The organism is Hymenobacter tibetensis (assembly GCF_022827545.1).
Lineage (GTDB): Bacteria > Bacteroidota > Bacteroidia > Cytophagales > Hymenobacteraceae > Hymenobacter > Hymenobacter tibetensis.
In genome coordinates this window covers 1,368,877-1,390,811 of record NZ_CP094669.1, presented here as the reverse complement: position 1 = coordinate 1,390,811, position 21,935 = coordinate 1,368,877, and the positions used below count along the sequence as shown (strand labels likewise).

Sequence of the window (21,935 nt, the reverse complement as noted above, 5' to 3'; positions counted from 1 at the left end):
TGTAACACCTATTCGTGAAACGTCGCAACAACAAGTATGTAAGTACACCGATAGCATTATAGCCTGTTGCCGCTTGTTAACAATATGGCACTAATACCATCATTTTTTTGTTGAAAATTAAAATACTCGGCCTTGTTTATATATTTTTTTCAATAAACAGGCGTATTTTAATGATTACTTAATGATGCATCTGCTGTATACTTGTACAGTTGCATGTTTCCAACAATCATTTTCACTCACCAAAAAAACAAGCGCATGAAGCAAAAGCTACTTCTGACTTCTGTTTTGACTATCAGCCTGTTGCAGCAGGGGATGGCCCAGAACAGAGCAATTTCAGGTAAGGTTACTGACCAGGCCACTGGTCAAGGGCTTCCGGGAGTTACTGTATTAGCTAAAGGCACCTCCATTGGCGTGTCAACGAATGCCGATGGTGGCTACTCAATTAGTGTTCCGGCCGGCACTACCGTGCTTACGTTTTCCTCGATTGGGTACGGTGCTGTAGAACGGCCCATCGGGGATGCCGCAGTTATTAATATCGGCCTGGGGGCCGACACCAAGCAGCTTGGTGAAGTGGTTGTGACGGGGGCACTGGGCATTCAGCGTCAGGCACGAGAAATGGGCTATGCCACCTCCACCATTGATGCAAAGGACTTAAACCAAGCCCGCGTGACGAACGTCACGAATGGCTTGGCCGGCAAAGTATCAGGCTTACAGATTCAGACCGTTAACAACGGTATCAACCCGAGCGTACGGATCACGCTACGCGGCACCCGCTCTATAACTGGTGAAAACCAAGCTCTCGTTGTACTTGATGGGGTGCAAACCACGCAGGATGTGTTAACTGCGCTCAACCCTGATGATATCGCCGATATCACCATTCTGAAAGGGGCCAACGCTGCCGCTCTTTATGGTTCGCAGGCCACCAACGGGGCGTTGATTATCACCACCAAACGAGGGGGCACAACCCCCAGTGTTACGTTCTCGCACACTTCCCAGCTAGAGCAAATCAACTTCTGGCCGAAAACTCAAAACGAGTTCGGGCCGGGTTCTTCGGAGTGGATTCGGGAGTATTCGCCGTACGAGAACCAGCAGTACGGCGACCGGTACGATGGCTCTATCCGGGAACTAGGCTACAAAACCACGGACGGTAACATCCAAAGCATCGAGTACAAAGCCCGGCCAAACGAGCGTAAAGACTTCTTCAACACCGGCTACCAGATGCAAAACAACGTCTCGTTTTCGGGCGGCGACAAGGATACCAAGATTTTTGTATCGTACCAGAACGCGAAAAACAAGGGCGTACTGCCGAAAGACCAGTATGACCGCAACACATTCCGGGCCAATGCGTCGCGACAAATGAACAAGCTCTCTGCGGGCATGAACGTTTCGTTTGCGCAAGTGAAGGTGAACCAAGGCAATGGCTCCGTGTATGACCAATTGCTTAATACCTCGGCTCTGATTCCGATTACCAGCTACCGAGACTGGCAGAACAATGAGTTTGCCAACCCCAACGGCTACTACAACGAGTATTACGCCAACCCTTACTTCACCCTCGATATCAACCGACGCAATATTCGCCAAAGCACACTGGTTGGGAATATTGATCTGGGCTACAAAATCAATGATTGGCTGTCAGCACAATACAGGGTTGGCCTGACGTACATCAACCAAGACAACAAGAACTGGCTGGACAAATTCACTTACACAGCGTACACTCTCGGCCGGCCCATCAACTCCCGAAGCAACATTGCTGGTGGCGTGACGGAACTCAACAGCTACAATAGTCGCCTCAATTCCGACTTGTTTGTCAACATTGTCAAGCAATTCGGTGACATTTCATTGAAAGGAATTCTGGGCAATAACGTTCAGATGAACAACTCCCAGTTTCTGGCAGCCACCGCGAACGGCTTGTCGGTACCCGGCGTGTTCAACGTAGGTAATAACCGGATAGGCGAAGCCGTTGTCAGCCAAGGTCGGTACCGGTATCGGCAAGCTGCCTTCTTCGGCGACTTGACGTTGGGCTACAAAGACATGTTGTTCTTGCACGGCTCGGCCCGTCAGGAAGAGGTTTCTGTATTGAGCCCAGAAAACCGCTCCTATTTCTACCCTAGCGTAGACGCCTCCGTGGTGCTGACGGAAATTGTGCCGGCATTGAAGTCAGTGGCCATCATCGACTATGCCAAACTCCGTGGTGGCTACTCTAAAGTAGGTCAGGTAAACTTGGGTGGAGTTGTTGGCGGCGTTGCCAACAACTTCGGCGCCTACAGCATCGAGCCTGTTTATAACCCGGGCAGCGGGTATCCGTTTGGGTCGGCAGCGTCTTATACGCTCAGCAACCAAACTATCGTACCGAATCTGAAGCCGGAGTTTACCCACTCCACTGAAGTAGGCACCGAGTTGAGCTTCCTGAAGCAGCGGATCAGTTTGGCAGCTACCTACTACTACCAGCTTTCCATCAACCAAACTATCAACGCCAACATTGCCCCGTCGGGTGGGTTCACCAACTACTTGCTCAACGCCGGCAGAGTGCAGAACAACGGCGTGGAAATGGACCTGAATGTAACACCAGTGGAAGCAGAGAATGGCTTAACCTGGAAGGTGGGAGCGAATTTCAACTACAACGATAACAAGGTTCTTAAAATCACGGACCAAACGACGCAGTTGCCACTCACGACGGGTGGAGACGCACAAGTATATGCTATTGCAGGACAGGCGTATCCGGTACTTCAGGGCACCGACTACGCTCGTGATGACAAGGGCCGCGTGATCTTAACGTTCGTGGATCTTGGCCCGGCCAAGGCAGCGGATGGCTCTACATACCAGCGTCAGGGGTGGGTTCCTTCGCAGGCCAGCCAGCTTACTACGTTTGGCAATACGCTGCCTAAGTACAAGTACGGCTTCAACACCAGCCTCACGTTCAAGGGCATTACGCTGGCCGCCCAAGCCGAATACCGGACTGGCTATTCCGTGTATCACGGCCTCGGCGCCACAATGGACTTCACAGGTGCTTCGGCCCGCAGCGCCTCTACCGGCCGCGAACCATTTGTGATGCCGAACTCGTCGATACAGGCTCCTGACGGCTCCTACGTAGACAACACCGAAAACCTGACTCCTGGGGGCGCCGAGTTCTGGGCCAACAGTTCCTACAACCGGAACATAGCCTACAACTACGTCACGAAAGGCGACTTCTTCAAGTTGCGGGAGGTTTCCCTTAACTACAGCTTACCAGCTTCATTGCTAGACAACGCACGCTTTATCAAGGGTGTAACGCTTAACCTGTACGGCCGCAACCTGTACACGTGGGTTCCCAAGGCGAACCAGTTCACCGATCCGGAATTCAGCTTCACAAGTGGCAACGGTATCGGTATCAACAACTCCGACCAGACGCCTCCAACTCGCTTCTACGGTGCCAGTTTGTCCGCCACCTTCTAACTCAACAGCAATGAAAAATACAAGTAAGTTTCTGGCGGCGCTGGTACTCGTGTCTCTCACGACTAGCTGCGGCGACGACTTTTTCGACATCAACGAAAACCCTAACAGCTTAACGCTGGAGTCAGCAACTCCCAACGCCATTCTGGCTCAGGCGCTGAAAGTAACTGCTGACAACTATGGCCTTACGCTGAACACGTACGGCAGCTGGACGGCCGGCTACTGGGGCAAAACGGGTACGGTTAACGGCTACAACCCCGAACGCACCTACACCTACAGCAGCACGTATCAGCAAGGACTTTGGGGATCGGTGTACGACAACATCAAGGACTACGACAACATCGAGAAGAACGGTGCGGACTTAGGGCTGGTGTACATTTCGTCGATTGGCAAGATCATGAAGGTGCTGAACTATCAGCTATTGGTCGATCAATACGGTGATATTCCATATTCCCAGTCGCTACAATCTGATTCGCCCACGCCCATTCTCGCCCCGCAATACGACAAAGCGGAAGACATTTATAAGGATTTGGTAGTTAAGCTCGACGAAGCCATTGCTGCCATTAGAACTCCCGGCGCTAATGCCGTTGCTGTAGGCCCCGAAGACATTGTGTTTGGTGGTACCATGGCCAACTGGGTTCGGTTCGCTAATACGCTCAAGCTCCGTATTCTGCTGCGTCAGTCGTTCGTTCCAGCATTGGATGGCTATGTGCGAGCCGAAATGACCAAACTACAGGCACAGCTGGCGCCCGAAGGATTTACTACTACCGATGTAGCAGCACAGCCAGGGTATTTGCAGACTGCTGGCAAGCAGAACCCCTTTTGGAACGCCTACCGTGCAAACCCTGCGGGTGCCCGTATTGCCCAGAGCAACTACCAGGCTGGTACGCAGTACATCATCGATCAGTACGAGCAGAACAGTGATCCTCGGGTATCGCAGCTATATGTGTTGGCTACTGCTGGCGCTTTCAATGGCAAGTACAAAGGTGTTGTGTTGGGCGACCCAAACCCCCTACCAGGGGGTACGCAAATATCGCGCTGGAAAGACTACGGCGGTATTCTGAAGGGATTTGATGCTTCTACACCACTGATGCTCGCTGCAGAGAGCTACTTTCTACAGGCTGAAGCTAAATCCAGAGGCTTCCTGACTGGAGGCGACGCTGGTGCCAAAACCGATTTCAATAACGGTATTCGAGCTTCGTTTGTGTATTTCTACGCCCCGGCCCCTAGTCGCGCAGCCACTACCAGCAACGTATCGGCCAACGCCGTAGCTGATTACACCAAGTACTTGACGGCAAACACCACGAATGGCTTGGTCGATTGGGATGCAGCCACCACCACCTTGGGAGTTCCGGCGGGCAGTACAACTCGTCCTGTTAGCAAGCTGGAAAAAATCATTTACCAGAAATATCTGGCTATGAACTCCGTCACGGCTATTGAAGCGTGGAACGAGTATAGACGCACCACTTTCCCGAAGTTTCCGGCGTCTCTGCAGTCTAGCTCTCCACGGGCCGATAAGCTACCCGTTCGACTGCTGTACCCGCAAACTGAGATTAGCACCAACTTCTCTAATATCCCAGAGAACATCAATCAATTCACGTCTAAGATCTTCTGGGACGTGATGGACTAACAAGGCGTACAGAGGAATAAAAGGGGGTTGAATCATTCAATCCCCTTTTTCGTGCCTGTATAACAGGCTTTAGTACATTGTATTGGTACCGCCACCCCATTCGCCGTGTGCAAATAGCGGAATGGAACCCAACAAATGCTACTGTGCCTCGCTTGAAAAGCTGACTTATCTCATGAGAAAACAACTTACGCTTATCTGCACGCTAGCGTGCAGCCTTACGGCCAACGCGCAAAAGCTCTCGGCCACCGAACAAAAAATTATTGCCTCGGTGAAGCAAAACATGCCGCAGAGCGAGAAGCTGCTGGTGCAATTAGTCAACACCAACAGCGGCACCCTCAACCAGAAAGGCGTGCAGGAAGTGGGAGCCATTTTGCGGAAGGAATTCGACGCCATTGGGTTCAAAACGGAATGGGTAGCCATGCCTCCGGCTATGCAGCGCGCCGGCCATCTGGTGGCCCAACGCAAAGGCAAAAAGGGCAAGAAGTTGTTTCTGATCGGGCACCTCGATACCGTGTTCGAGCTGGACATGCCCTTCACTACCTATACCCAACTCAACGACTCGACGGCCACTGGGCAAGGCGTCAACGATATGAAAGGCGGCGACGTAGTGATGCTAGCTGCGTTACAAGCCTTGCAGCAAAATGGCCTGCTCGACAACACTACCATCACGGCGTATTTCACCGGCGACGAAGAGCGCAAAGGAGAAGGCGAAGCCAGTCGCGCCGACTTCATTGCCAAAGCCAAGGAGTCGGATGTGGCTTTGGCGTTCGAGTCGGCGGCGGGGCTGCACTCGGTGGCTACGGCACGGCGCGGCTCTAGTAGTTGGCAGCTTAAAACGTACGGGCAGGCGGGTCATTCCTCCACCATATTTAAACCCAACGTTGGCTACGGAGCTATTTTCGAATCGGCACGCATTCTGAACGAGTTTCGGGAGAAGCTCAGCCAAGAGCAGTATCTGACGTTTAATCCGGGCCTGATAGTGGGCGGCTCGGAAGTGAAGTACGAAGTGGCAAAGGCCCACGGCGAGGTGGCAGGCAAAACCAACATTATTTCGCCGGAAGTGGCCGTAGCGGGCGACTTGCGTTTCCTGACCGAAAAGCAGAAAGAAGAGGCCCGCACCAAGATGCGCGAGATCGTAGCGCGCAATCTACCGAACACCCGCGCCGAAATAACCTTTACCGACAACCTACCCGGTATGCCGCCCACTCCCGGTAACCAGAAGCTCGCCGCCCTCGCTGACCACGTGAGCCGCGACCTAGGCTTCGGGCCCGTAACAGCCGGCGACCCTGGCTCCCGCGGCGCCGGCGACGTTTCGCTGGTGGCACAGTACCTGGATTGCCTCGACGGCCTAGGTGCCTCAGGAAAAGGTGCTCACGCCCCCGGCGAAACGCTCAACACCAAGGAATTCCCCCTGCTTGTGCAGCGCGCCGCCCTGATGATTTATCGCCTCACCCGATAAGGTACAATTCGGCAGTACAACAGCACATATAGCGAGGAAAACCAAGCTATTCAGCCTCATGCCTGCGCTGTTTACTCTGAAAGCAAATATGCCGCTACGCGCTTGCCGTATTCTACTTAGCTCGACAGGTAGAATCATCAAAGACGGTTTTTGGTCTGCCTAGGAGCCGTATCCTCCGTTTGGCCTGTTTCAGCGAATTAGGGACCCGTTGCGTATTGAACCAGCACTCCCATTTTGAATCAGGACCATTCTAGTGCGGTGCACAAAAGCATTTACCTCTCAGCGCTTGTCCTATTTTGACATAATGAAACTTTCCACAGGATTTTAACTATAAATTACTAGTAAGAAACTTATATTATCACTGTATGAACGTGCTAGAACGCAATAACGTCCACGTAATCGGCCAAGGGCAGCGGACACTTCTGTTCGTGAATGGCTACGGTTGCGACCAAAGCATTTGGCGTTTTGTTTTGCCCGCTCTGTCCAAACAATTCCGGTTGGTGCTTTTCGACCATATCGGAGCTGGCTCCTCTGACGCATCAGATTACGAGCCCGCGAAATACGCCTCGCTCCATGGGTACGCGCAAGACGTGCTGGCCATCTGCGAGGAACTGCAACTAACCAACGTAACGATAGTCGGCCACTCGGTGGGAGCCATGATTGGGATGCTGGCTGCTATCAAAAATCCTAGCCTGTTTCAGCAGCTCTTGTTGCTCTGCCCTTCTCCTTATTACCTCAACGAGCCCGACTATTACGGTGGCTTCGAAAGGGCCGATGTGGAGGCCATGCTTGCATATATGGAAAAGGATTACATGGGCTGGGCCGAGCATTTTGCTCCCTTTCTCATGGGCAACCCTGACCGCCCCTCGTTGGCCGCTGACCTAGCGCACAGCTTTTGCCAGAACGACCCGACTATTGCCAAGGAATTTGCTCGCGTCACGTTTTTGTCTGACAACCGGCTTGATGTAAGCCAGCTGCACACGCCTTGCCTGCTGGTGCAGTGCGCCCAAGACCTGATTGCCCCCTTGGAAGTAGGCAGTTTTTTGCAGGCAGCCATTCCTGGTTCTACGCTCATCACATTGCCGGTTAATGGGCACTGCCCGCACGTAAGCGCCCCGTTTGAGACGCTAGAGGCTATTGAGGCGTTCATGGCAGCGTAGGTTGAGTGGCGGCAGAGCCCTCTATGCCAACGAAGCTTGTATAAGGTGCCATGCCGCTACCCTATGAAAAGATAGAGCAGCCTGCATCCGTCCGCAGATTTTAACGGCTGTACTCGCCCGCAAAAACGACCGTGCTACGCCTCTGCAAATAACCTCCTCCAACAGAAGCTCGTCTAACCGGCTACCACCACACTAGCCGCTACCGACGCATGAGCCTTTGGGAGATTATCAAGCGCCTCTACCCTTACGTCCGGCCCTACCGCCCGCTGGTTATCGGCACGCTGCTGCTGACGCTGATAGGGTCGTTGGCGGCCCAGGTCAACCCGTTTGTGCTGCGCTACACCGTGGACACCGTGCAGGGCCTGCTAAACCAGAACAAGGGCTTGGTGGAGGGCGCCAACCTGCTGTTGCTGGTGAGCGGGCTGCTGTTGGGCAAGGAAATCATCAACACCTTCATCCAGTTCGGGCAGAAGTTTTACGGCGAGAAAATCCGCATCAACGTGTCGAGTACCCTCTCGCAGGATGCGGTACGCAAAATCCTGAGCTACCAGCTCGGCTTCTACTCCGACAATGGCAACCAGACTGGCAAGCTGCAAACCCGCATCGACCGGGGCGTGGAAAGCTTGATGAAACTGGTGCAGAATTTCTTTATCGATATTCTGCCGCTGTTTGCCAACTCGATAGTGGCCCTGATTATCATGTTCACGGCCAACATGTATGTGGGGCTCGTGGCCGTATGCATCATGCCGCTGTATTTCTGGATCAGCTACCGGCAAGCCGACAAACTGAATGGTACTCGCCGAGCTCTGCGCGGCTTGCGCGAAGCCAAAAGCCAAGGCCTCGTCAACCTCATCGACTCGGCAGTGGTCATCAAAAGCTTTGTGCGCGAAGACTACGAGCAGCAAAAACAGGCAGGCGTACAACAACAGCTCCAAGATGCGCAGCTACAAACCCGCAAAACCAACTTCCTCTTCGACGGCCTCAAAACGTTTACCGAGCAGGTAGGCGTGGTGCTCATCATTATTCTCACGGCGTACTTGGTACTGGACCGGCAGATTTCTATTGGGGCCATCATGTTCCATATTCTGCTTTTCAACAACGTGTCGGCGCCCATCCGGCAACTGCACCGCATATACGACGAGATGAACGACGCCCTCACGTATTCCGAAGGCTTCTTTGATATCCTCGACGCGCAAGACGCTGTGGAACCGACTGGCCAGTTGCAACCCGACCACTTGCGCGGCACCTTCGAGATTTGCAACGTTGACTTCACGTATCCCAGTGGCACCCAGGCGCTGCATGATGTCTGCCTAACCATTGAGGCCGGTAAAACTTCGGCCTTAGTGGGCCTAAGCGGCGCCGGCAAGAGCACCATCATCAACTTGCTTTGCAAGTTCTACCAACCCGACCACGGCAAGATGCTCCTTGATGGCAAGCCGCTGGCCGATTACGACACGCACGCCCTGCGCCAACAGATTGGACTGGTGCTCCAGAAAAACCACATCTTCAAGGGCACCATCGAAGAGAATATCCGCTACGGCGTAATGGACGCCACCTTCGAGCAGATTCAAGCTGCTGCCAAGCAGGCCTACCTGCACGAGCAAATTATGCAGTTGCCAAAGCACTATGAAGCCGACGCCCAGCAGCTTTCGGGTGGGCAGCAACAGCGTATTGCCATTGCGCGCTTGTTTCTCAAAAACCCGCCCATCATCTTTCTGGATGAACCCACGGCCTCCCTCGACGCCATTGCCACCGAGCAGATCAAGAATTCCCTCGACGCCATCAAGCAGGGCCGCACCGTAGTTATTATCTCCCACAGCCTCGCTCAGATTGTGGATGCCGACTGCATCTACGTTATGAAGGAAGGCCGCATGGTGGAAAGCGGCACCCATGAGCAGCTTTACGACCTGCGCGGCACCTACCGCGAAATCTTCGACGCTTCGGCCCGCAGCCTCAACATCGAGAAGCTGGCCCGTGTGATGGTAGACGACGAAGACGAGGTAGGCGACACGGCAGCGTAAGAAATGGTGATTGAAATGGCCAGTGAAACACACTGTATAAGTCGTAGTTATTCCGTCGGTGGCGACCTTTGTGCGCCGAGCCGTTCTTATGTCGGCGTGTACCCCTTGTCTTGCCAACAGATGCCCTGCCTCAAACGCGCTGCCTTCTTTGTTTTAGTGCTGCAAGCGGCCTTTGCCAGCGCCCAAAAGCCCGCCTTCACTGCTCACACCATCACGCTGCCCCAAGAAATTGCCGACCGCAACAACCAGTTCTCCGGGCTATTCAGGTACGGCAACCACCTGCTGCTGCTTTCTGAGAGCCGCTTGCAGGAGCGCGCCGAGGCCAAAGTGTACGTCTTGGACATGGCCAGCATCGACGCACAACTAGCGCAGAAGTCGGCAGAAGTGTCTTACAGAAAATACAGCATCCAGAACCTCGACCAGATGAAAGCTCGCATGGACGAGGCCTGCCAGGAGTATGAAGGCTTGGAAGGCCTGACCATGGTTGGCAACACGGCCTACTTCACTGTCGAAACGACCACGCCTTCCGCTTACTGCTACCTGATCAAGGGGCTGCTCAACGAAACCAACGCTACCATCACCATCGACACCACCTATCTGGTGCCGCTCGCCAAACCAGCCCTCACCGACGGGTCCCACATCAGCAACGCGGGGTTTGAGGCCGCCACCGGCTACAACAAAAGCCTGCTGTTTCTTTTCGAGTACAACTACTTCGCGCACGATAACTACGCCTTCCAGCTGCCCGACGCGACCAGCCCCCCCGATATTCCGCAGTACGTGCCAGTGGCCCGCCTCCCCTTCCGCGTAACGGACTTGGTGTACGAAGGCAAAAACCGCTTCACTGCCATCAACTACTTCTACAGCGGCAAAGACGACAGCGTGTACCGCACCCCGGCCAACGACCCGAACACCCGGTTCATCCGCGACGGTGCCAGCTACCAGAATTACTGCCGGCTCATCAGCCTACACTACACAGGCGACAAAGTGAGTTGGAAGCCTCTGTTTGAGCTGCCCAAGGAATACATGGCCTACAACTGGGAAGGATTGGCTGCTTACCAGGGCGGCTATTTTCTAATCAACGACAAGTACGGCCCGTCCAACCAATCGACTTTGCTGTATCTTCAGAAGAAGTAAGGGCTTGCCAGGCTACGGTTTCCGCCAGCTAGAGCGGTTGTACTGCGGTTGCTTGCCAACTACACCGCGCTAAGCCTATTTCGGTTCACAACGGGTTTGCCGCTGTGGTGAAAATGCTTTGGCAAGTGCAGTACAACGTTCTTTTTGCTTGTTATCCAGTCCCGTACCCATGCTTCGCACTTCCCTGTTTGCGCTTTTGCTGTTGGTCTGCCAAGTGGCGCTGGGGCAAACAGCGGTACCGTACGGCAACAACCCCGCTGCTGGCAAGTACGCTACGGTGCGCGGCGTGAAGCTATACTACGAAGCCTACGGTGCTGGCCCACCCCTGCTGCTCTTGCACGGCAACGGCGGCAGCAGCAAGGAATTCGCCAAGACCATTCCCTACTTCGCCAAACACTACCGCGTACTTGCCATGGACAGCCGGGCGCACGGCAAATCCGTGGACCGCGCCGACTCGCTGAGTTTCGAGATGCTAGCCGATGATTGTGCTGCCCTGCTCACCCAGCTACGCCTCGATTCGGCGTACGTGCTCGGGTGGAGCGACGGGGGCATCACGGCGCTGGTGCTGGCGCTGCGGCATCCGCAAAAGGTGAAACGGCTGGCTGCCACCGGCGCCAACCTCTGGCCCGATTCCACGGCCTTAACGCCGGAACTATGGCAACAAATGAAGCGTGGCTACCAAGAAGGCCGCACGCAAACCTTCACCGACGCCGGTCGCAAAAACGACTGGAAGGTGTTTTTGCTTGACTGGCGGCATCCACACATTCCACTATCGGCGCTGGCTAACGTCAAGGCCCCGGCGTTCATTATTGCCGGCGACCGGGACGTGATTCGCCCCGAGCATACGGTGGCTATCTACCAGAATCTGCCCCGCGCGTGGCTCTGGATACTGCCCAACAGCGGCCACGCCACGTTGCACGAGCACGCCAATGAGTTCAACGAAAAGGTGGATACGTTTTTCAAGGCCCGCACCATCTTGCCCCCTTCGCGCTAAACTTCCGGTGCGTGCTTGTCTGGTGTGGCAACCGGGCCCGGCGGCACTTGCACTCAGGCTTGCTCGTGGCAAAGACGCAGCCTACTACAACTCTCAGCGGAGGAGCGCCGTTATTTGCAACCATGTCTGCCTGAACCGGGCGGCATACACCTTTACCTAGTACCCCTCACATGATAGACTCCCTGCGGCGAGGAGACGGAAGCGTATACCTCACCATAGAGTACAACCAAGTCGAAGACTGGATTCATGCCCGTTGGTATGGCCGCCAGACCCTCGGAACCGTAATGGACGGGGGCCTGACGTACCTAGACTTGCTACGACAGACACCTTGCGCCAAGCTACTCAACGACCACCGCGACCTTGTCGGCACTTTCACCGATGCCAACGAATGGATTCAGCAGGTCTGGACGCCGCTCATTATCAAGCAAGGTCTGCGCTTTATCGGGCAGGTGGTGTCGCCGGATATTTTCAGTCAGCTTTCCATCGAAGATTTGAAGTTCCGCATCAGCGACCAGCTGGATATTTATCTCTTCGACACGCTAGAAACCACACAGGACTGGTTACGCGCTCAGCAGTAGTATCCTAAGCAAGCATTGCCTGCGTAGTACGCTCATGGAAACGTACGTTCTTGGCGATATTCACGGCGCATTCAAAGCTCTAGAGCAAGTGTTGGAGCGCAGCCCCTTCCGCCCTGGCATCGACCGGCTTGTTCACTTAGGGGATGTAGCCGATGGCTGGCCCGAAACCCCGCAGTGCGTAGAGCGGCTGCTAGCTATTCCGGGGAGCATCTGGCTGCAAGGCAACCACGACTGGTGGACAGCCGAATGGATGGCCACTCAACCGAAGCTGCTTGACTTAGACAGGAGCTGGTACACCCAAGGCGGAAAGGCCACTTATGAAGCTTACCAACGTCATCCGAGCCAGTACATCCGGCATCATTTCCTTGACTTTTTCTGCCAGCAACTCCCCTATTTTGAAGACGAAGCCGGCAACCTATACGTGCACGCCGGGTATGACCCCACCCTCCCTATTGCCGAGCAAGATCCCTACGACCTTGTTTGGTCGCGCACATTGTGGCGGTATGGGCTAGAAGCTACGGCTTACAACGAATGCTTTATTGGCCACACGCCCACTTGGCCAGCCAGCACAGTCCCTTATCAGCAAGCCAACGTATGGAACCTCGACCAAGGCGCTGCTTACAGCGGCTGCCTGAGTTTGATGAATGTTCGTACCAAGGAATTTGTGCAAAGCGACATTGTGCAGGACCTGTACCCCGGCATCAAAGGGCGTTGAAATATGAAGAGTTGAGCCATGGCTAGCCAACGCCCGGTTCAGGACCGGAGTGCGTTCATATAGTGGCGTCTCCCTCGTTTTGGCTGCTCTTCTTTGGCAATGACAACGACGCAATGAGTGCCTCAGCCTCAACACCACCATTGCTTGTCGGGAGCTGTGTATGTCGGATTTCAGGCACTTAGAGCAGCCCGTTGTTGCCTGTTAGGAATTAGGACTTGGTCGCGTGAGTCCTACTCCTAGCAAGTAGCACAAGCAGTGAGTCTGCTACCACGAGCGGCGTGCTACCGTAGTGTGGTCCTTGTGACAAACAGCCACCTCCATCGTTACTAAATAACAAGGCGCAGCATGTTTTCCTGCTGTGTGTAGCTTCTTACTCCTTTTGCGTCTTTTCTTTGCATAGGATTTACAATATCGTTGCCGGTCAGTAATTGGCTAGGCGCATCAAATTTCATTTAAACAGTCATGACGAAAGCAGCAGATTCTCCTAACACATACAATGGCAAACACTCCCACTTGCCTCTGCTGGACGAAGGCACTGCTATTCCGCGTGTGATTCACCAGACGTTCATGACAAAGAATTTGACGCCTGAGCTACAGAGCAATGTTGAAAATCTAAAAAAAATAAATCCAGGCTGGGAATACATTATTTATGATGATGCTGATATAGTAGAATTCATAAAAGACAATTATGGACCTAAAATACTTGGTTATTACGAACGCATAAACCCTAGGTATGGCGCAGCCCGAGCCGATTTATTTCGCTATTTGCTGTTGTACAAACGCGGTGGCGTGTACTTGGATATTAAAAGCACCTGCCTCCGCCCACTCGATGAGGTGCTGCGTCCAGACGACCGATACATTTTGGCTCAGTGGAAAAACAAGCCGGGTGAACCATACGCCGGCTATGGCCTATCGGCAGAGGTAGCGCACATCGAGGGCGGTGAGTATCAGCAATGGCACGTTATTGCTGCTCCCGGCCACCCGTTCCTGAAGGCAGTGCTGGAATCCGTACTTACCAACATTGATAATTACCGCCCGTGGCTACACGGCACAGGCGGCATAGGAGTATTGAGGCTAACCGGCCCGCTGGCTTACACACTGGCCATTCACCCGTTGCTGCCTACCTCATCCTACCGGGCAGTGGCAAATGAATCTGTTATAGGTCTCGACTATAATATTTACAAGACCGTTTCGCACAAAGTAGTTTACAAAAAGAATTACGCTCTTTTAACTGAAACTATTGTGCACATGAAATGGCAGCATAAACTACCGGCTCAGCTGTACAGTATTGTCAAGAAAAGCAAGCACTTGATTTTCGGCAGATAAGTATCCTGACACCAGTCATATATTTTCCTGCGGGCACGGTATCCTGACGCTTGTTGCGCAATTGCAGCGGGCGTCAGGATACCGTGCCCGCAGAACTATTTTAGAAATAGCCTGCTAAGCAACTGCCGTATATTATTGTTTTTCCAGCAAGTGCCATTTATTAATACTTTTCACCATTTTAAAGGTGTTTAGTGAGTCTAAGAGTTTTTGGTCCCTGGCAGCAATATCGCCTCTCACCAACAGATAATCAGACTTCAACATCATATTCCTTGGGCTCTCCTTGTTGTACATGTAGCCTTGGTAAGGAAGGCCGCCGCTTTCTTTTCTTCTGATCATACCAAATCTATAATCAATTATCCTAGTGGTTGATATGCCCTTGCTTCGCGTGATAAAGTAATTTTGGAAGTGGTCATAAATCATTCTCCCTCTATAATTAGGATCATAGTTCATATAGGAAAGAGTTTTGGTGTTATCCTGCGGCAACACGCTAGAGAAGTTTTCGTTCTCCTGATCAAACTGATAGAAATACTGGCCCCAAAGCGCTAAGTGCACAAATGCAACGAGGGTAGCCGCATAACCGAACAGTTTATTATCCACCTGCGGCACTTTACTTCCAATAAAAATAAGAGCAAACAGCACAATAGTGGAAAACCGCTCATACAGCGGTTCCTGACCAGGAATGCGCTGAGGCAACAGGAAATAGCAGAAGCAGCTTACTGCAAGAAGAATGAAAATATACATCAGCTTTTCATCTACAGCGGGATATAAACTCTGCCTATCTGTAGTTGCTTTAGCGGTGCTGTATTTATATAAAAACACTATAAAGGGAACTAGGATAATGAAAGCCAAAAGGAGAGCTACTATTTTTCCGAGTGGCCCACCAAACAATTGTGCATTATCTGCCACAATAAACTTGGCTCTAACCAAAAACGTCTGTAAGAATTCATGTTGGTAATATTCTTTCATAAACGCCCCGGTGGATGTCTCTTGGGTGGTAAAGCCAGCACTTTTCTCGGCTGATTTTTGCAGAACAAACCACCAGTACACAACCAACAACCCCAACGGCACTGCCGCAAACGAATTCAACACTAGGGCTTTAAAGTCGCTCTTGTATCTATATAATAAAAAGCAACCAACCATCATCATACCAAACAAGGCTACCATAGCGTGCGAGAAATACACGACAAGCAACAGCACAGATATGGCAACCATCTTAATGAGATGATTCGACTTTCTATTAATAGTGCGCAGCCAGAGCCATAGGATCAGTAGTATTACGTTGTTGGCTATGGCATTGCCTGTGAACCCGAAAGTGAGATTGTAATTATAAACTAGAATGAAGGAGATAATTGCAAACCATTTATTCCCTTGTAGCTCCTTGATTATCAGTAGCACTAACACCGGCAGCGTAACAACGAGAACGAGATGCAATACTTTATTAGCAATTTCTACATCACTGAAGATAGGCAGAGAGAAAAAGAATAAATGAAATGTATTGGGATAGAAAAGATAATTTAAAGTGTAATACTGATTGAATTGATTAGAGGTCTCATTGTAATATCTGTAAATAGCGCCTTCTGCCAAGTGGCTAGGCACATCTGCAAATGGAAAAAAATCGATAGTACAAACAATAATTGCGTGCAGGCAGAGTAGAATAAAGAAAAAGAGCCAGAAATTATTAGAGGGTTTCAAAATAAAGAGAAGTATGGTTGGTGTTTTGAAAGTATTTTAACACACAAACGAATTGCAGGGAAGCGTAGTGAATGACACGCCTGCAATGCAGAAAGTGAATTTTAGGGTTATCGGGCTAGTCAACAGCAGCAACAAGGCATAGTGATGAAGTTGCGGTAAGAAGTATTGGGTGGCCTTAACTTTCTGCCTTGGCCCGTTATGGAATGCAAGTCCCTAGCCCTGCGCATGGCACAAGGTTGGTACAGGACCTATTGTCCTGCGGAAGGGCGTTGTCTGTCTGTATTGATAGTGCTGCTAGGCAAGAGGTGGAGCCAAACCTGTAGCAGCGGTGCAATGTACGTATTCCAATTAAAAATTGAACATATCAAGAAGTTTGCACAACCTGTAGTTGCCAAATTAAAATCTATTGCCGCGCATGTAAGCTCGATAATATAAATCCAGCTAGTTGTATTGTATTCTTGCGCTGTTCTTATATCAGCGTCTCTTTGAGGATTTTACGTTGCTTATATAACGATACATCGGCTTTTGCTCGGGCTTGTTAAACAGAAAAGTAGCTTGGCATCGAGTTTTAGGTGGTGACGTAATTTTTCACGTACCGCCGCGTGGTGGGCAAGAATTTCTATCCGTGCCACATAGCGTTACACTCTCAACGACATTTTCTATAGGCGTAAGCTGCCAGGCGAACAGTTCTATAGGCTAGCTACCCTTTTCGGAACAGAAACGAGACTATGCGCGGTACCCCGCTGCGGTTGTCGTCATCGAACCACTCCTGCAGCGCTACACAAGTGAAGTTGTGCTGGCGGGCGTTTTCGGTGTAGTCGGACAAGTGGTGCACGTAGCACTCTAGTTCAAACAAGCCTGTCTCGGTGTCGAAGCGGGCTTTTGTGCCTTGGTATTGTTTGAATGGGTGCAACTCGCCGATGTACAGCAGGCCATTGGGGTGGAGTGCCTGGTAGGCTTGCCCGAAGACGAAGCCGAGGTCTTGGATGTGCTCTAAGATCAGGCTGCACGTTATAAGGTTGGCGGGCTGCTCCACAAAGTGCCACCCGTGCGTGATATCGCCTTGCTTGTAGGTTATAGTAGGCAAGGGCAACTTCGCTTGAGCTTTGGCCATCATTTCGTGCGAGAAGTCTACGGCCGTGACGTGGGTGGCTTTGGAGGCTAGCCACGCGGTATTCTTGCCCGTACCGCAGCCTAGCTCCAGTATTTCCTCAGCAGTAGTGTCGTGCAGCACCGTTTGGATGGCATGTGCCTCTAAGTCGCGCGTTCTGTTACGGACCGTGTCGTAGGTGGCAGCCCAGGCATTGTACGCTTGCTGAATATCCATGATGCTGGCAGCTTTATAAGCTCACTGGTGGGCTGCAAAATAGAAAATTGCCTGCTTACTATATACGCTCGTTCCGCTTGAGCGGGAAGCTGAACTAGTGCTCGTAGGCTTTATTCTCAAAATAACATGTGTATTTATTGAGCTCAGTCGTAAACAGCGCATAAAGCGCAACTACAGCGCCTTTTAATGGCCATCAATGGCTGCAACCCGTTTACATTCTCCATGAAGAACTTCACCGTAGAGCGTTTGTCTTTTGATTCTCTCACTGAGTTGCCCGATTCTTGGCAAAACCAAGACTACAAAGACCTGTTGCGGGAAACCGGCTACGACAATCCCGACGAAATAGAGCCAGCCGAACTCAAAGCCATGTGCCTAATGTCACTGACCGACTTGGAGCCCACTGAAGCGGCGCAACTCGTTCTTGGCTACCTTTTCTCTGAGCAGCTCACTAGTGGTCAAATCGAGAACCTAGCGCACCAGATGCTTACCGAAAAGCTGTGGGAAGAAAACCCTGAGCTGAGCCAGCACCAAGGGTTCTATAAAGCCACCCAACTGCTCTACGAAGCCTACAACGGCAAATTCCCGCGGGCTGAAGCAGTTCAGTTTCAAGTGCAGCTCACCGCGGAAGACGCGGAGAGTATATCCTTGTTCGAAGCGCAACCCGAGGCTCCGCTTCTGCGCCTGCTGGCCCAAGGCATGCCCGATAATACCCTGCTCAAACGCCTTTTCGGAGAGCAGCTAGCAGGCACCAGTTTTCCCGAAGCAAAAGACATTGTGTGGCAGCTTCGCACCGTGAAACAAGAAGCCTCCAGTATCACGCTAGAAGTTGTGAGTTCAGCTTACTGGCTGGACGATTTCAAATACGCAGATTCCTATGAAGCCACCACGCAGGCCGATGCGCTAGTTGAAGAAGAAAACTAACCGCTGTACTCCTAAACACTACATCCTGCTCCGTAGGCCTACCTGGAAGGTGCACTGACAGCAGCAGTACGTCCAGAAGTAAGCCCACGAAGCAGGATGTATGGTGTTCGTAGCTTCCGAAGTTTCGGTTAGCTTACAGTTGGTGGGTTCGGGTTGGTCACGGGTCCGTTGCCGGTCAGTTGGCTCACCATGTCGTCCAGAATGCCTTTGCTGTACCCGATGCGGTTGGCGTACTCCATACAGAGGCCATATTCGCGCGGGTCAATTTCGCCGTCTTGCAACATCATCTGCACCAACGTTTGCAGCTCCAAAGTCCGTTGAATGCCTTCTGATGGCACTATAAAGCTAAGCACCTGCAGGTTGTCAGCAATGGGCTGCACTTCTTTAGCCGACAACCCAAGCCGGTCGCCTATTTGCACCAGAAACTGTCCTTCCTGTTCGTCTAGCTGGCCATCGGCGGCGGCCACCAACATCAGATTCTGAAAGAAAGCCAACTTCTTTTGCTGCGTGTTTAATACGTCTTCGAGGGAATGTTGCGACTGCATAGCGCCGGGGAATTGAGAATGGGAGTTGCTTGATTTATCGATAGTAATTCCATTCAACGGCCCCTTTTCGGGAAGGTTATTGGCTTATAATCTACGGTTGAGATGCGCTACCGCATCCTTCTCCTATAACTGAGCAGCGCCCGTATAGCCTTGGATGAAGTCCAACATCCTGCTGGTTTCAAGCTTCTCCCCCACGGACTTCCCTAAAAACAAGCTCGTTTGTTTAGGCTTTATGTAGCTGAAAGCAGGCACTAAGTAAGTAGCTGCTTGCGCATACCTCCTCTTATTGGCCATATGAAACCATCCTCACTACTCTGCTGGCTAGTAGCGCTGCTTGCCCTAACGCAAGTTGCGCAGGCACGTCCCCTGCGGCCTGGTTTCGAGAAGGCCGAATACTTGGAGCTGTTGCGCTTGCACGCCCGCATGGCCGACACGTCGTTTTTCGGCAAGATTCCGCGTCCTAGCCGATTTCGCAGAGCCTACCGTTCCCCGGTGCTCGGCCTCGACAACAGCTGGGAACTGTGGACCAGCCCCGATTCGGTAGCGGTGGTAAGCATCCGGGGCACCACGGCCAACTCGGTTAGCTGGCTGGAGAATTTCTATGCGGCCATGCTGCCTGCTAAGGGGGAGCTACGCCTTTCGCCGTCCCGCACTTTTCCGTACGAATTGTCTAGCCATCCGCAGGCAGCGGTGCACGCCGGCTGGCTTTTAGGCATGGCTTATCTTTCCGATGGCATTGTGCAGCAGCTTGACTCCTGCTACCGCCGGGGCATTCGGGATGTTGTGGTGATGGGGCATAGCCAGGGAGGTGGCATTGCCTACTTACTTACCTCTCATGTGCGCGCCCTGCAGCGCCAACAAAAGCTTCCCGCTGACATCAGGCTGAAGACCTATTGCAGTGCTGGCCCCAAACCCGGTAACCTCTATTACGCCTACGACTACGAAGCGCAGGCCCAGACCGCGCTAGGGAGTTGGGCCTGCAACGTGGTAAACTCCGCCGACTGGGTGCCAGAAGTACCTATTTCCATCCAGACCATTCAAGACTTCAATCCAACCAATCCTTTTGTAGGCGCCAAGCACACAATTGGTAAGCAGAAGTTTTCTCAGCGCCTGGTGCTACGCTACCTCTACAACCAGTTGGAGCGCCCAACCCGCAAGGCACAACGGGCCTACCAGAAATACCTAGGCACTTTGGTAGGCAAGCAGGTAACCAAGCAATTGCCGGGCTACCAGCCCTCCTCCTATTACCCAAGCAGCCACTACGTGCGGACCGGCTCCACCATTGTTCTAGCCGCCGACAAGCCCTACTACCAACTGTTCCCCGACGAGGAAGGCAAGATCTTCCGCCATCATCTGTTTGAACCCTATTATTACCTGGCCGAGAAGCTGCCTTGAGCAACGTTTGTCTTACCTACCACTGTCTGTACCTGTTTAGCCGTGGTGAAACGGGCATCCTCCGGTGGCTGCGGGGGCAGCAGCAGCAACTGGAGCTGCTTTGCCGGTCCGGTGCACGCGAGTCATAAGAAAGCCGCTGGCAGGTAGCGTCGGCATACGAGTTAGGTCGTAGCGTAGGTCTTGGGCCGGGACATCATACGTAATGCCGTCGTTGAGAAAATGCACGGCCTGCTTCATAACTTCAATCGTAATCCACTCTCCAGCGCAACGGTGGCCAGTAAGAAAGTCGCCGCCCCCCTGCGGGATAAAATCGTAGGCGTTGTCTTGCCAGTGGCGAAACCGGTCGGGCCAGAAAACTTCCGGGTCTTGCCACCACCGCTCGTCGCGGTTGGCGCCGTATACATCCAGCAGCACCATTGTGCCTTTGGGAAAGTGAAAGTCGTGCCACGTGAAATCGTCGCGGACAATGGCTCCTACAAAAGGAGTAAACGGGAAATAGCGCCGCACCTCCTGTACGAACAGTTCGGCGTAGTCTTCCGAGGAATTGCGCAGCCGCTGCCGATACGGTGAATATTCGTGCAAGGCAACCGCAGCGAAGGTGATGTACGTGGCAATAGCCACAATGGGCCGCACCGCATTCATCAGTTCAATAGCAGCCATCTGCACATCCAACAGCTTGCCGTCGGGCTCCCGGTGCCAGGCCACTTTGTAGGCCGCCGTGTCTACTGTGGGTTGTAGCTCGCCAGCGCGAATAGCCCGAATAATACCGCGCATCCATTTCTCCCCACGTATGCGGGCTTGCTTGCCGCGCCAGTGCCGCGGACCAACGCCGCCAAACCCGTCTACCATGTTGCCAAATTCCCGCGCCCTGGTCGGCACTTCTTCGTCCTGCAAGGGCACGCCAGCCCAGGCGCAGGCGGCTCGGCACAATATCTCCTGCACCTCGTTGAACAATACCACCTGCTCTATCTGCTCCCACTTTTGGGCGTACCGTTGCCACTCCTTGGCTAGCAGCCCCATGAGCCGCTGCCGGCTTTCCGGCGTCATCAGCGACATGAATAGCTCTTTGCGGCAACGATGCTCCCCGTTGTCTCGCGTCTGGATAGCATCCACGCCCATCAGGGTGGTTTGCACCCGCCGTGGAATGGCTCCCTTGCGGATGAAGTATTCTGGGTCGTAGAACAGTTCCGCAGCCTCGGGCCCATGCAGGCAGATAGCCTTCATACCCATCAAACGAATCTGGAAAATGTCGGAATCGAACTTCCGGCTGCGGTCATATAAGAAGGTATATCCCTGGCGAAGCACATCTAACGTGCTGTCGAACTTAGGGTCGCGAATGATTTGTGGCATAAGGAAAGGCCGGGTAGCTAGTGAGCCGGCCCCCCTTCCTACGACTTAGCCTCTAGCAGGATGCAGACGAGCTTGGTAACTATAGGCTTTCCCTCTCACTTGGAGGTCACTTTTCGCTTAAAAATAACGGTGTCAGTTAGCCTTCATACCTAGCCTACAGCGTCCTTGCAGAATGCTACAAAACAGGCCGCTTTAGCCCTACTACGCAGAGAATATTGTATTTTGCTGCGCTATCCTGCAAGCCATACAATGCCTTATT

At 52.6% G+C, this 21,935-nt stretch carries 16 protein-coding genes; 12 read left to right on the top strand and 4 right to left on the bottom strand.

The features are described from left to right. The first annotated feature begins 213 nt into the window (after window positions 1–213). The 10 genes from MTX78_RS05595 to MTX78_RS05550 all read left to right on the top strand — a co-directional run bounded on the left by MTX78_RS05595 (window position 214) and on the right by MTX78_RS05550 (window position 14,446). A complete protein-coding gene (locus MTX78_RS05595) occupies window positions 214–3,432 on the top strand; it encodes a SusC/RagA family TonB-linked outer membrane protein (RefSeq protein WP_243800676.1) in 3,219 nt (1,072 codons plus the stop codon). 10 nt (window positions 3,433–3,442) lie between these two features. Next, window positions 3,443–5,059 (top strand): SusD/RagB family nutrient-binding outer membrane lipoprotein, encoded by a 1,617-nt coding sequence (locus MTX78_RS05590; RefSeq protein ID WP_243800674.1) that lies wholly within the window; start codon window positions 3,443–3,445, stop codon window positions 5,057–5,059. 172 nt (window positions 5,060–5,231) lie between these two features. After that, entirely contained in the window at window positions 5,232–6,518 is a 1,287-nt protein-coding gene (locus MTX78_RS05585) for a M20/M25/M40 family metallo-hydrolase (protein WP_243800672.1), read from the top strand. Window positions 6,519–6,883: 365 nt separating this feature from the next. Beyond that, on the top strand, window positions 6,884–7,678 hold the full coding sequence (locus MTX78_RS05580) for an alpha/beta fold hydrolase (protein ID WP_243800670.1): 795 nt from the start codon (window positions 6,884–6,886) through the stop codon (window positions 7,676–7,678). Window positions 7,679–7,887: 209 nt separating this feature from the next. Beyond that, window positions 7,888–9,699 (top strand): ABC transporter ATP-binding protein, encoded by a 1,812-nt coding sequence (locus MTX78_RS05575; protein WP_243800668.1) that lies wholly within the window; start codon window positions 7,888–7,890, stop codon window positions 9,697–9,699. A gap of 120 nt (window positions 9,700–9,819) precedes the next feature. Continuing rightward, entirely contained in the window at window positions 9,820–10,833 is a 1,014-nt protein-coding gene (locus MTX78_RS05570) for a hypothetical protein (protein ID WP_243800666.1), read from the top strand. A 169-nt stretch (window positions 10,834–11,002) separates the two neighbouring features. Then, window positions 11,003–11,827, top strand: a complete 825-nt coding sequence (locus tag MTX78_RS05565; protein WP_243800665.1) for an alpha/beta fold hydrolase — start codon at window positions 11,003–11,005, stop codon at window positions 11,825–11,827. A 170-nt stretch (window positions 11,828–11,997) separates the two neighbouring features. Beyond that, window positions 11,998–12,405: a hypothetical protein gene (locus MTX78_RS05560; RefSeq protein ID WP_243800664.1), complete on the top strand. Its 408-nt coding sequence runs from the start codon at window positions 11,998–12,000 to the stop codon at window positions 12,403–12,405. A 34-nt stretch (window positions 12,406–12,439) separates the two neighbouring features. Beyond that, window positions 12,440–13,120: a metallophosphoesterase gene (locus tag MTX78_RS05555; protein WP_243800663.1), complete on the top strand. Its 681-nt coding sequence runs from the start codon at window positions 12,440–12,442 to the stop codon at window positions 13,118–13,120. A 462-nt stretch (window positions 13,121–13,582) separates the two neighbouring features. Beyond that, a complete protein-coding gene (locus MTX78_RS05550) occupies window positions 13,583–14,446 on the top strand; it encodes a glycosyltransferase family 32 protein (RefSeq protein ID WP_243800661.1) in 864 nt (287 codons plus the stop codon). Window positions 14,447–14,578: 132 nt separating this feature from the next. Here MTX78_RS05550 and MTX78_RS05545 read toward each other — a convergent pair whose 3' ends face one another. Then, entirely contained in the window at window positions 14,579–16,138 is a 1,560-nt protein-coding gene (locus MTX78_RS05545) for a hypothetical protein (protein WP_243800659.1), read from the bottom strand. A gap of 700 nt (window positions 16,139–16,838) precedes the next feature. Continuing rightward, window positions 16,839–17,465 carry a class I SAM-dependent DNA methyltransferase gene (locus tag MTX78_RS05540; protein ID WP_243800658.1) on the bottom strand — a complete coding sequence of 209 codons (627 nt, stop codon included), beginning with the start codon at window positions 17,463–17,465 and terminating at the stop codon, window positions 16,839–16,841. A gap of 222 nt (window positions 17,466–17,687) precedes the next feature. On the opposite strand from MTX78_RS05540, the gene MTX78_RS05535 reads away from it, so the two are divergent. Continuing rightward, the gene (locus MTX78_RS05535) at window positions 17,688–18,386 is read left to right on the top strand and encodes a hypothetical protein (protein ID WP_243800656.1); all 699 of its coding nucleotides are present in this window, start codon (window positions 17,688–17,690) and stop codon (window positions 18,384–18,386) included. A 128-nt stretch (window positions 18,387–18,514) separates the two neighbouring features. Here MTX78_RS05535 and MTX78_RS05530 read toward each other — a convergent pair whose 3' ends face one another. Further along, window positions 18,515–18,931 carry a tellurite resistance TerB family protein gene (locus MTX78_RS05530; protein ID WP_243800654.1) on the bottom strand — a complete coding sequence of 139 codons (417 nt, stop codon included), beginning with the start codon at window positions 18,929–18,931 and terminating at the stop codon, window positions 18,515–18,517. Between the two features lie 294 nt (window positions 18,932–19,225). Here MTX78_RS05530 and MTX78_RS05525 point away from each other — a divergent pair, with 294 nt between their 5' ends. After that, the gene (locus tag MTX78_RS05525; protein WP_243800651.1) at window positions 19,226–20,326 is read left to right on the top strand and encodes a lipase family protein; all 1,101 of its coding nucleotides are present in this window, start codon (window positions 19,226–19,228) and stop codon (window positions 20,324–20,326) included. A 36-nt stretch (window positions 20,327–20,362) separates the two neighbouring features. Here the strand turns inward: MTX78_RS05525 and MTX78_RS05520 are convergent, their stop codons facing one another. Further along, window positions 20,363–21,676, bottom strand: coding sequence for a cytochrome P450 (locus MTX78_RS05520; protein WP_243800645.1), 1,314 nt, complete (start codon window positions 21,674–21,676; stop codon window positions 20,363–20,365). Window positions 21,677–21,935: the final 259 nt, after the last annotated feature.

Coding starts and splice junctions, on each gene's coding strand:
- MTX78_RS05575 (WP_243800668.1), top strand. CDS start 7,888: ATGAGCCTTTGGGAGATTATCAAGCGCCTCTACCCTTACGTCCGGCCC.
- MTX78_RS05520 (WP_243800645.1), bottom strand. CDS start 21,676: ATGCCACAAATCATTCGCGACCCTAAGTTCGACAGCACGTTAGATGTG.
- MTX78_RS05570 (WP_243800666.1), top strand. CDS start 9,820: ATGCCCTGCCTCAAACGCGCTGCCTTCTTTGTTTTAGTGCTGCAAGCG.
- MTX78_RS05560 (WP_243800664.1), top strand. CDS start 11,998: ATGATAGACTCCCTGCGGCGAGGAGACGGAAGCGTATACCTCACCATA.
- MTX78_RS05540 (WP_243800658.1), bottom strand. CDS start 17,465: ATGGATATTCAGCAAGCGTACAATGCCTGGGCTGCCACCTACGACACG.
- MTX78_RS05565 (WP_243800665.1), top strand. CDS start 11,003: ATGCTTCGCACTTCCCTGTTTGCGCTTTTGCTGTTGGTCTGCCAAGTG.
- MTX78_RS05580 (WP_243800670.1), top strand. CDS start 6,884: ATGAACGTGCTAGAACGCAATAACGTCCACGTAATCGGCCAAGGGCAG.
- MTX78_RS05595 (WP_243800676.1), top strand. CDS start 214: ATGTTTCCAACAATCATTTTCACTCACCAAAAAAACAAGCGCATGAAG.
- MTX78_RS05525 (WP_243800651.1), top strand. CDS start 19,226: ATGAAACCATCCTCACTACTCTGCTGGCTAGTAGCGCTGCTTGCCCTA.
- MTX78_RS05585 (WP_243800672.1), top strand. CDS start 5,232: ATGAGAAAACAACTTACGCTTATCTGCACGCTAGCGTGCAGCCTTACG.
- MTX78_RS05555 (WP_243800663.1), top strand. CDS start 12,440: ATGGAAACGTACGTTCTTGGCGATATTCACGGCGCATTCAAAGCTCTA.
- MTX78_RS05535 (WP_243800656.1), top strand. CDS start 17,688: ATGAAGAACTTCACCGTAGAGCGTTTGTCTTTTGATTCTCTCACTGAG.
- MTX78_RS05590 (WP_243800674.1), top strand. CDS start 3,443: ATGAAAAATACAAGTAAGTTTCTGGCGGCGCTGGTACTCGTGTCTCTC.
- MTX78_RS05550 (WP_243800661.1), top strand. CDS start 13,583: ATGACGAAAGCAGCAGATTCTCCTAACACATACAATGGCAAACACTCC.
- MTX78_RS05530 (WP_243800654.1), bottom strand. CDS start 18,931: ATGCAGTCGCAACATTCCCTCGAAGACGTATTAAACACGCAGCAAAAG.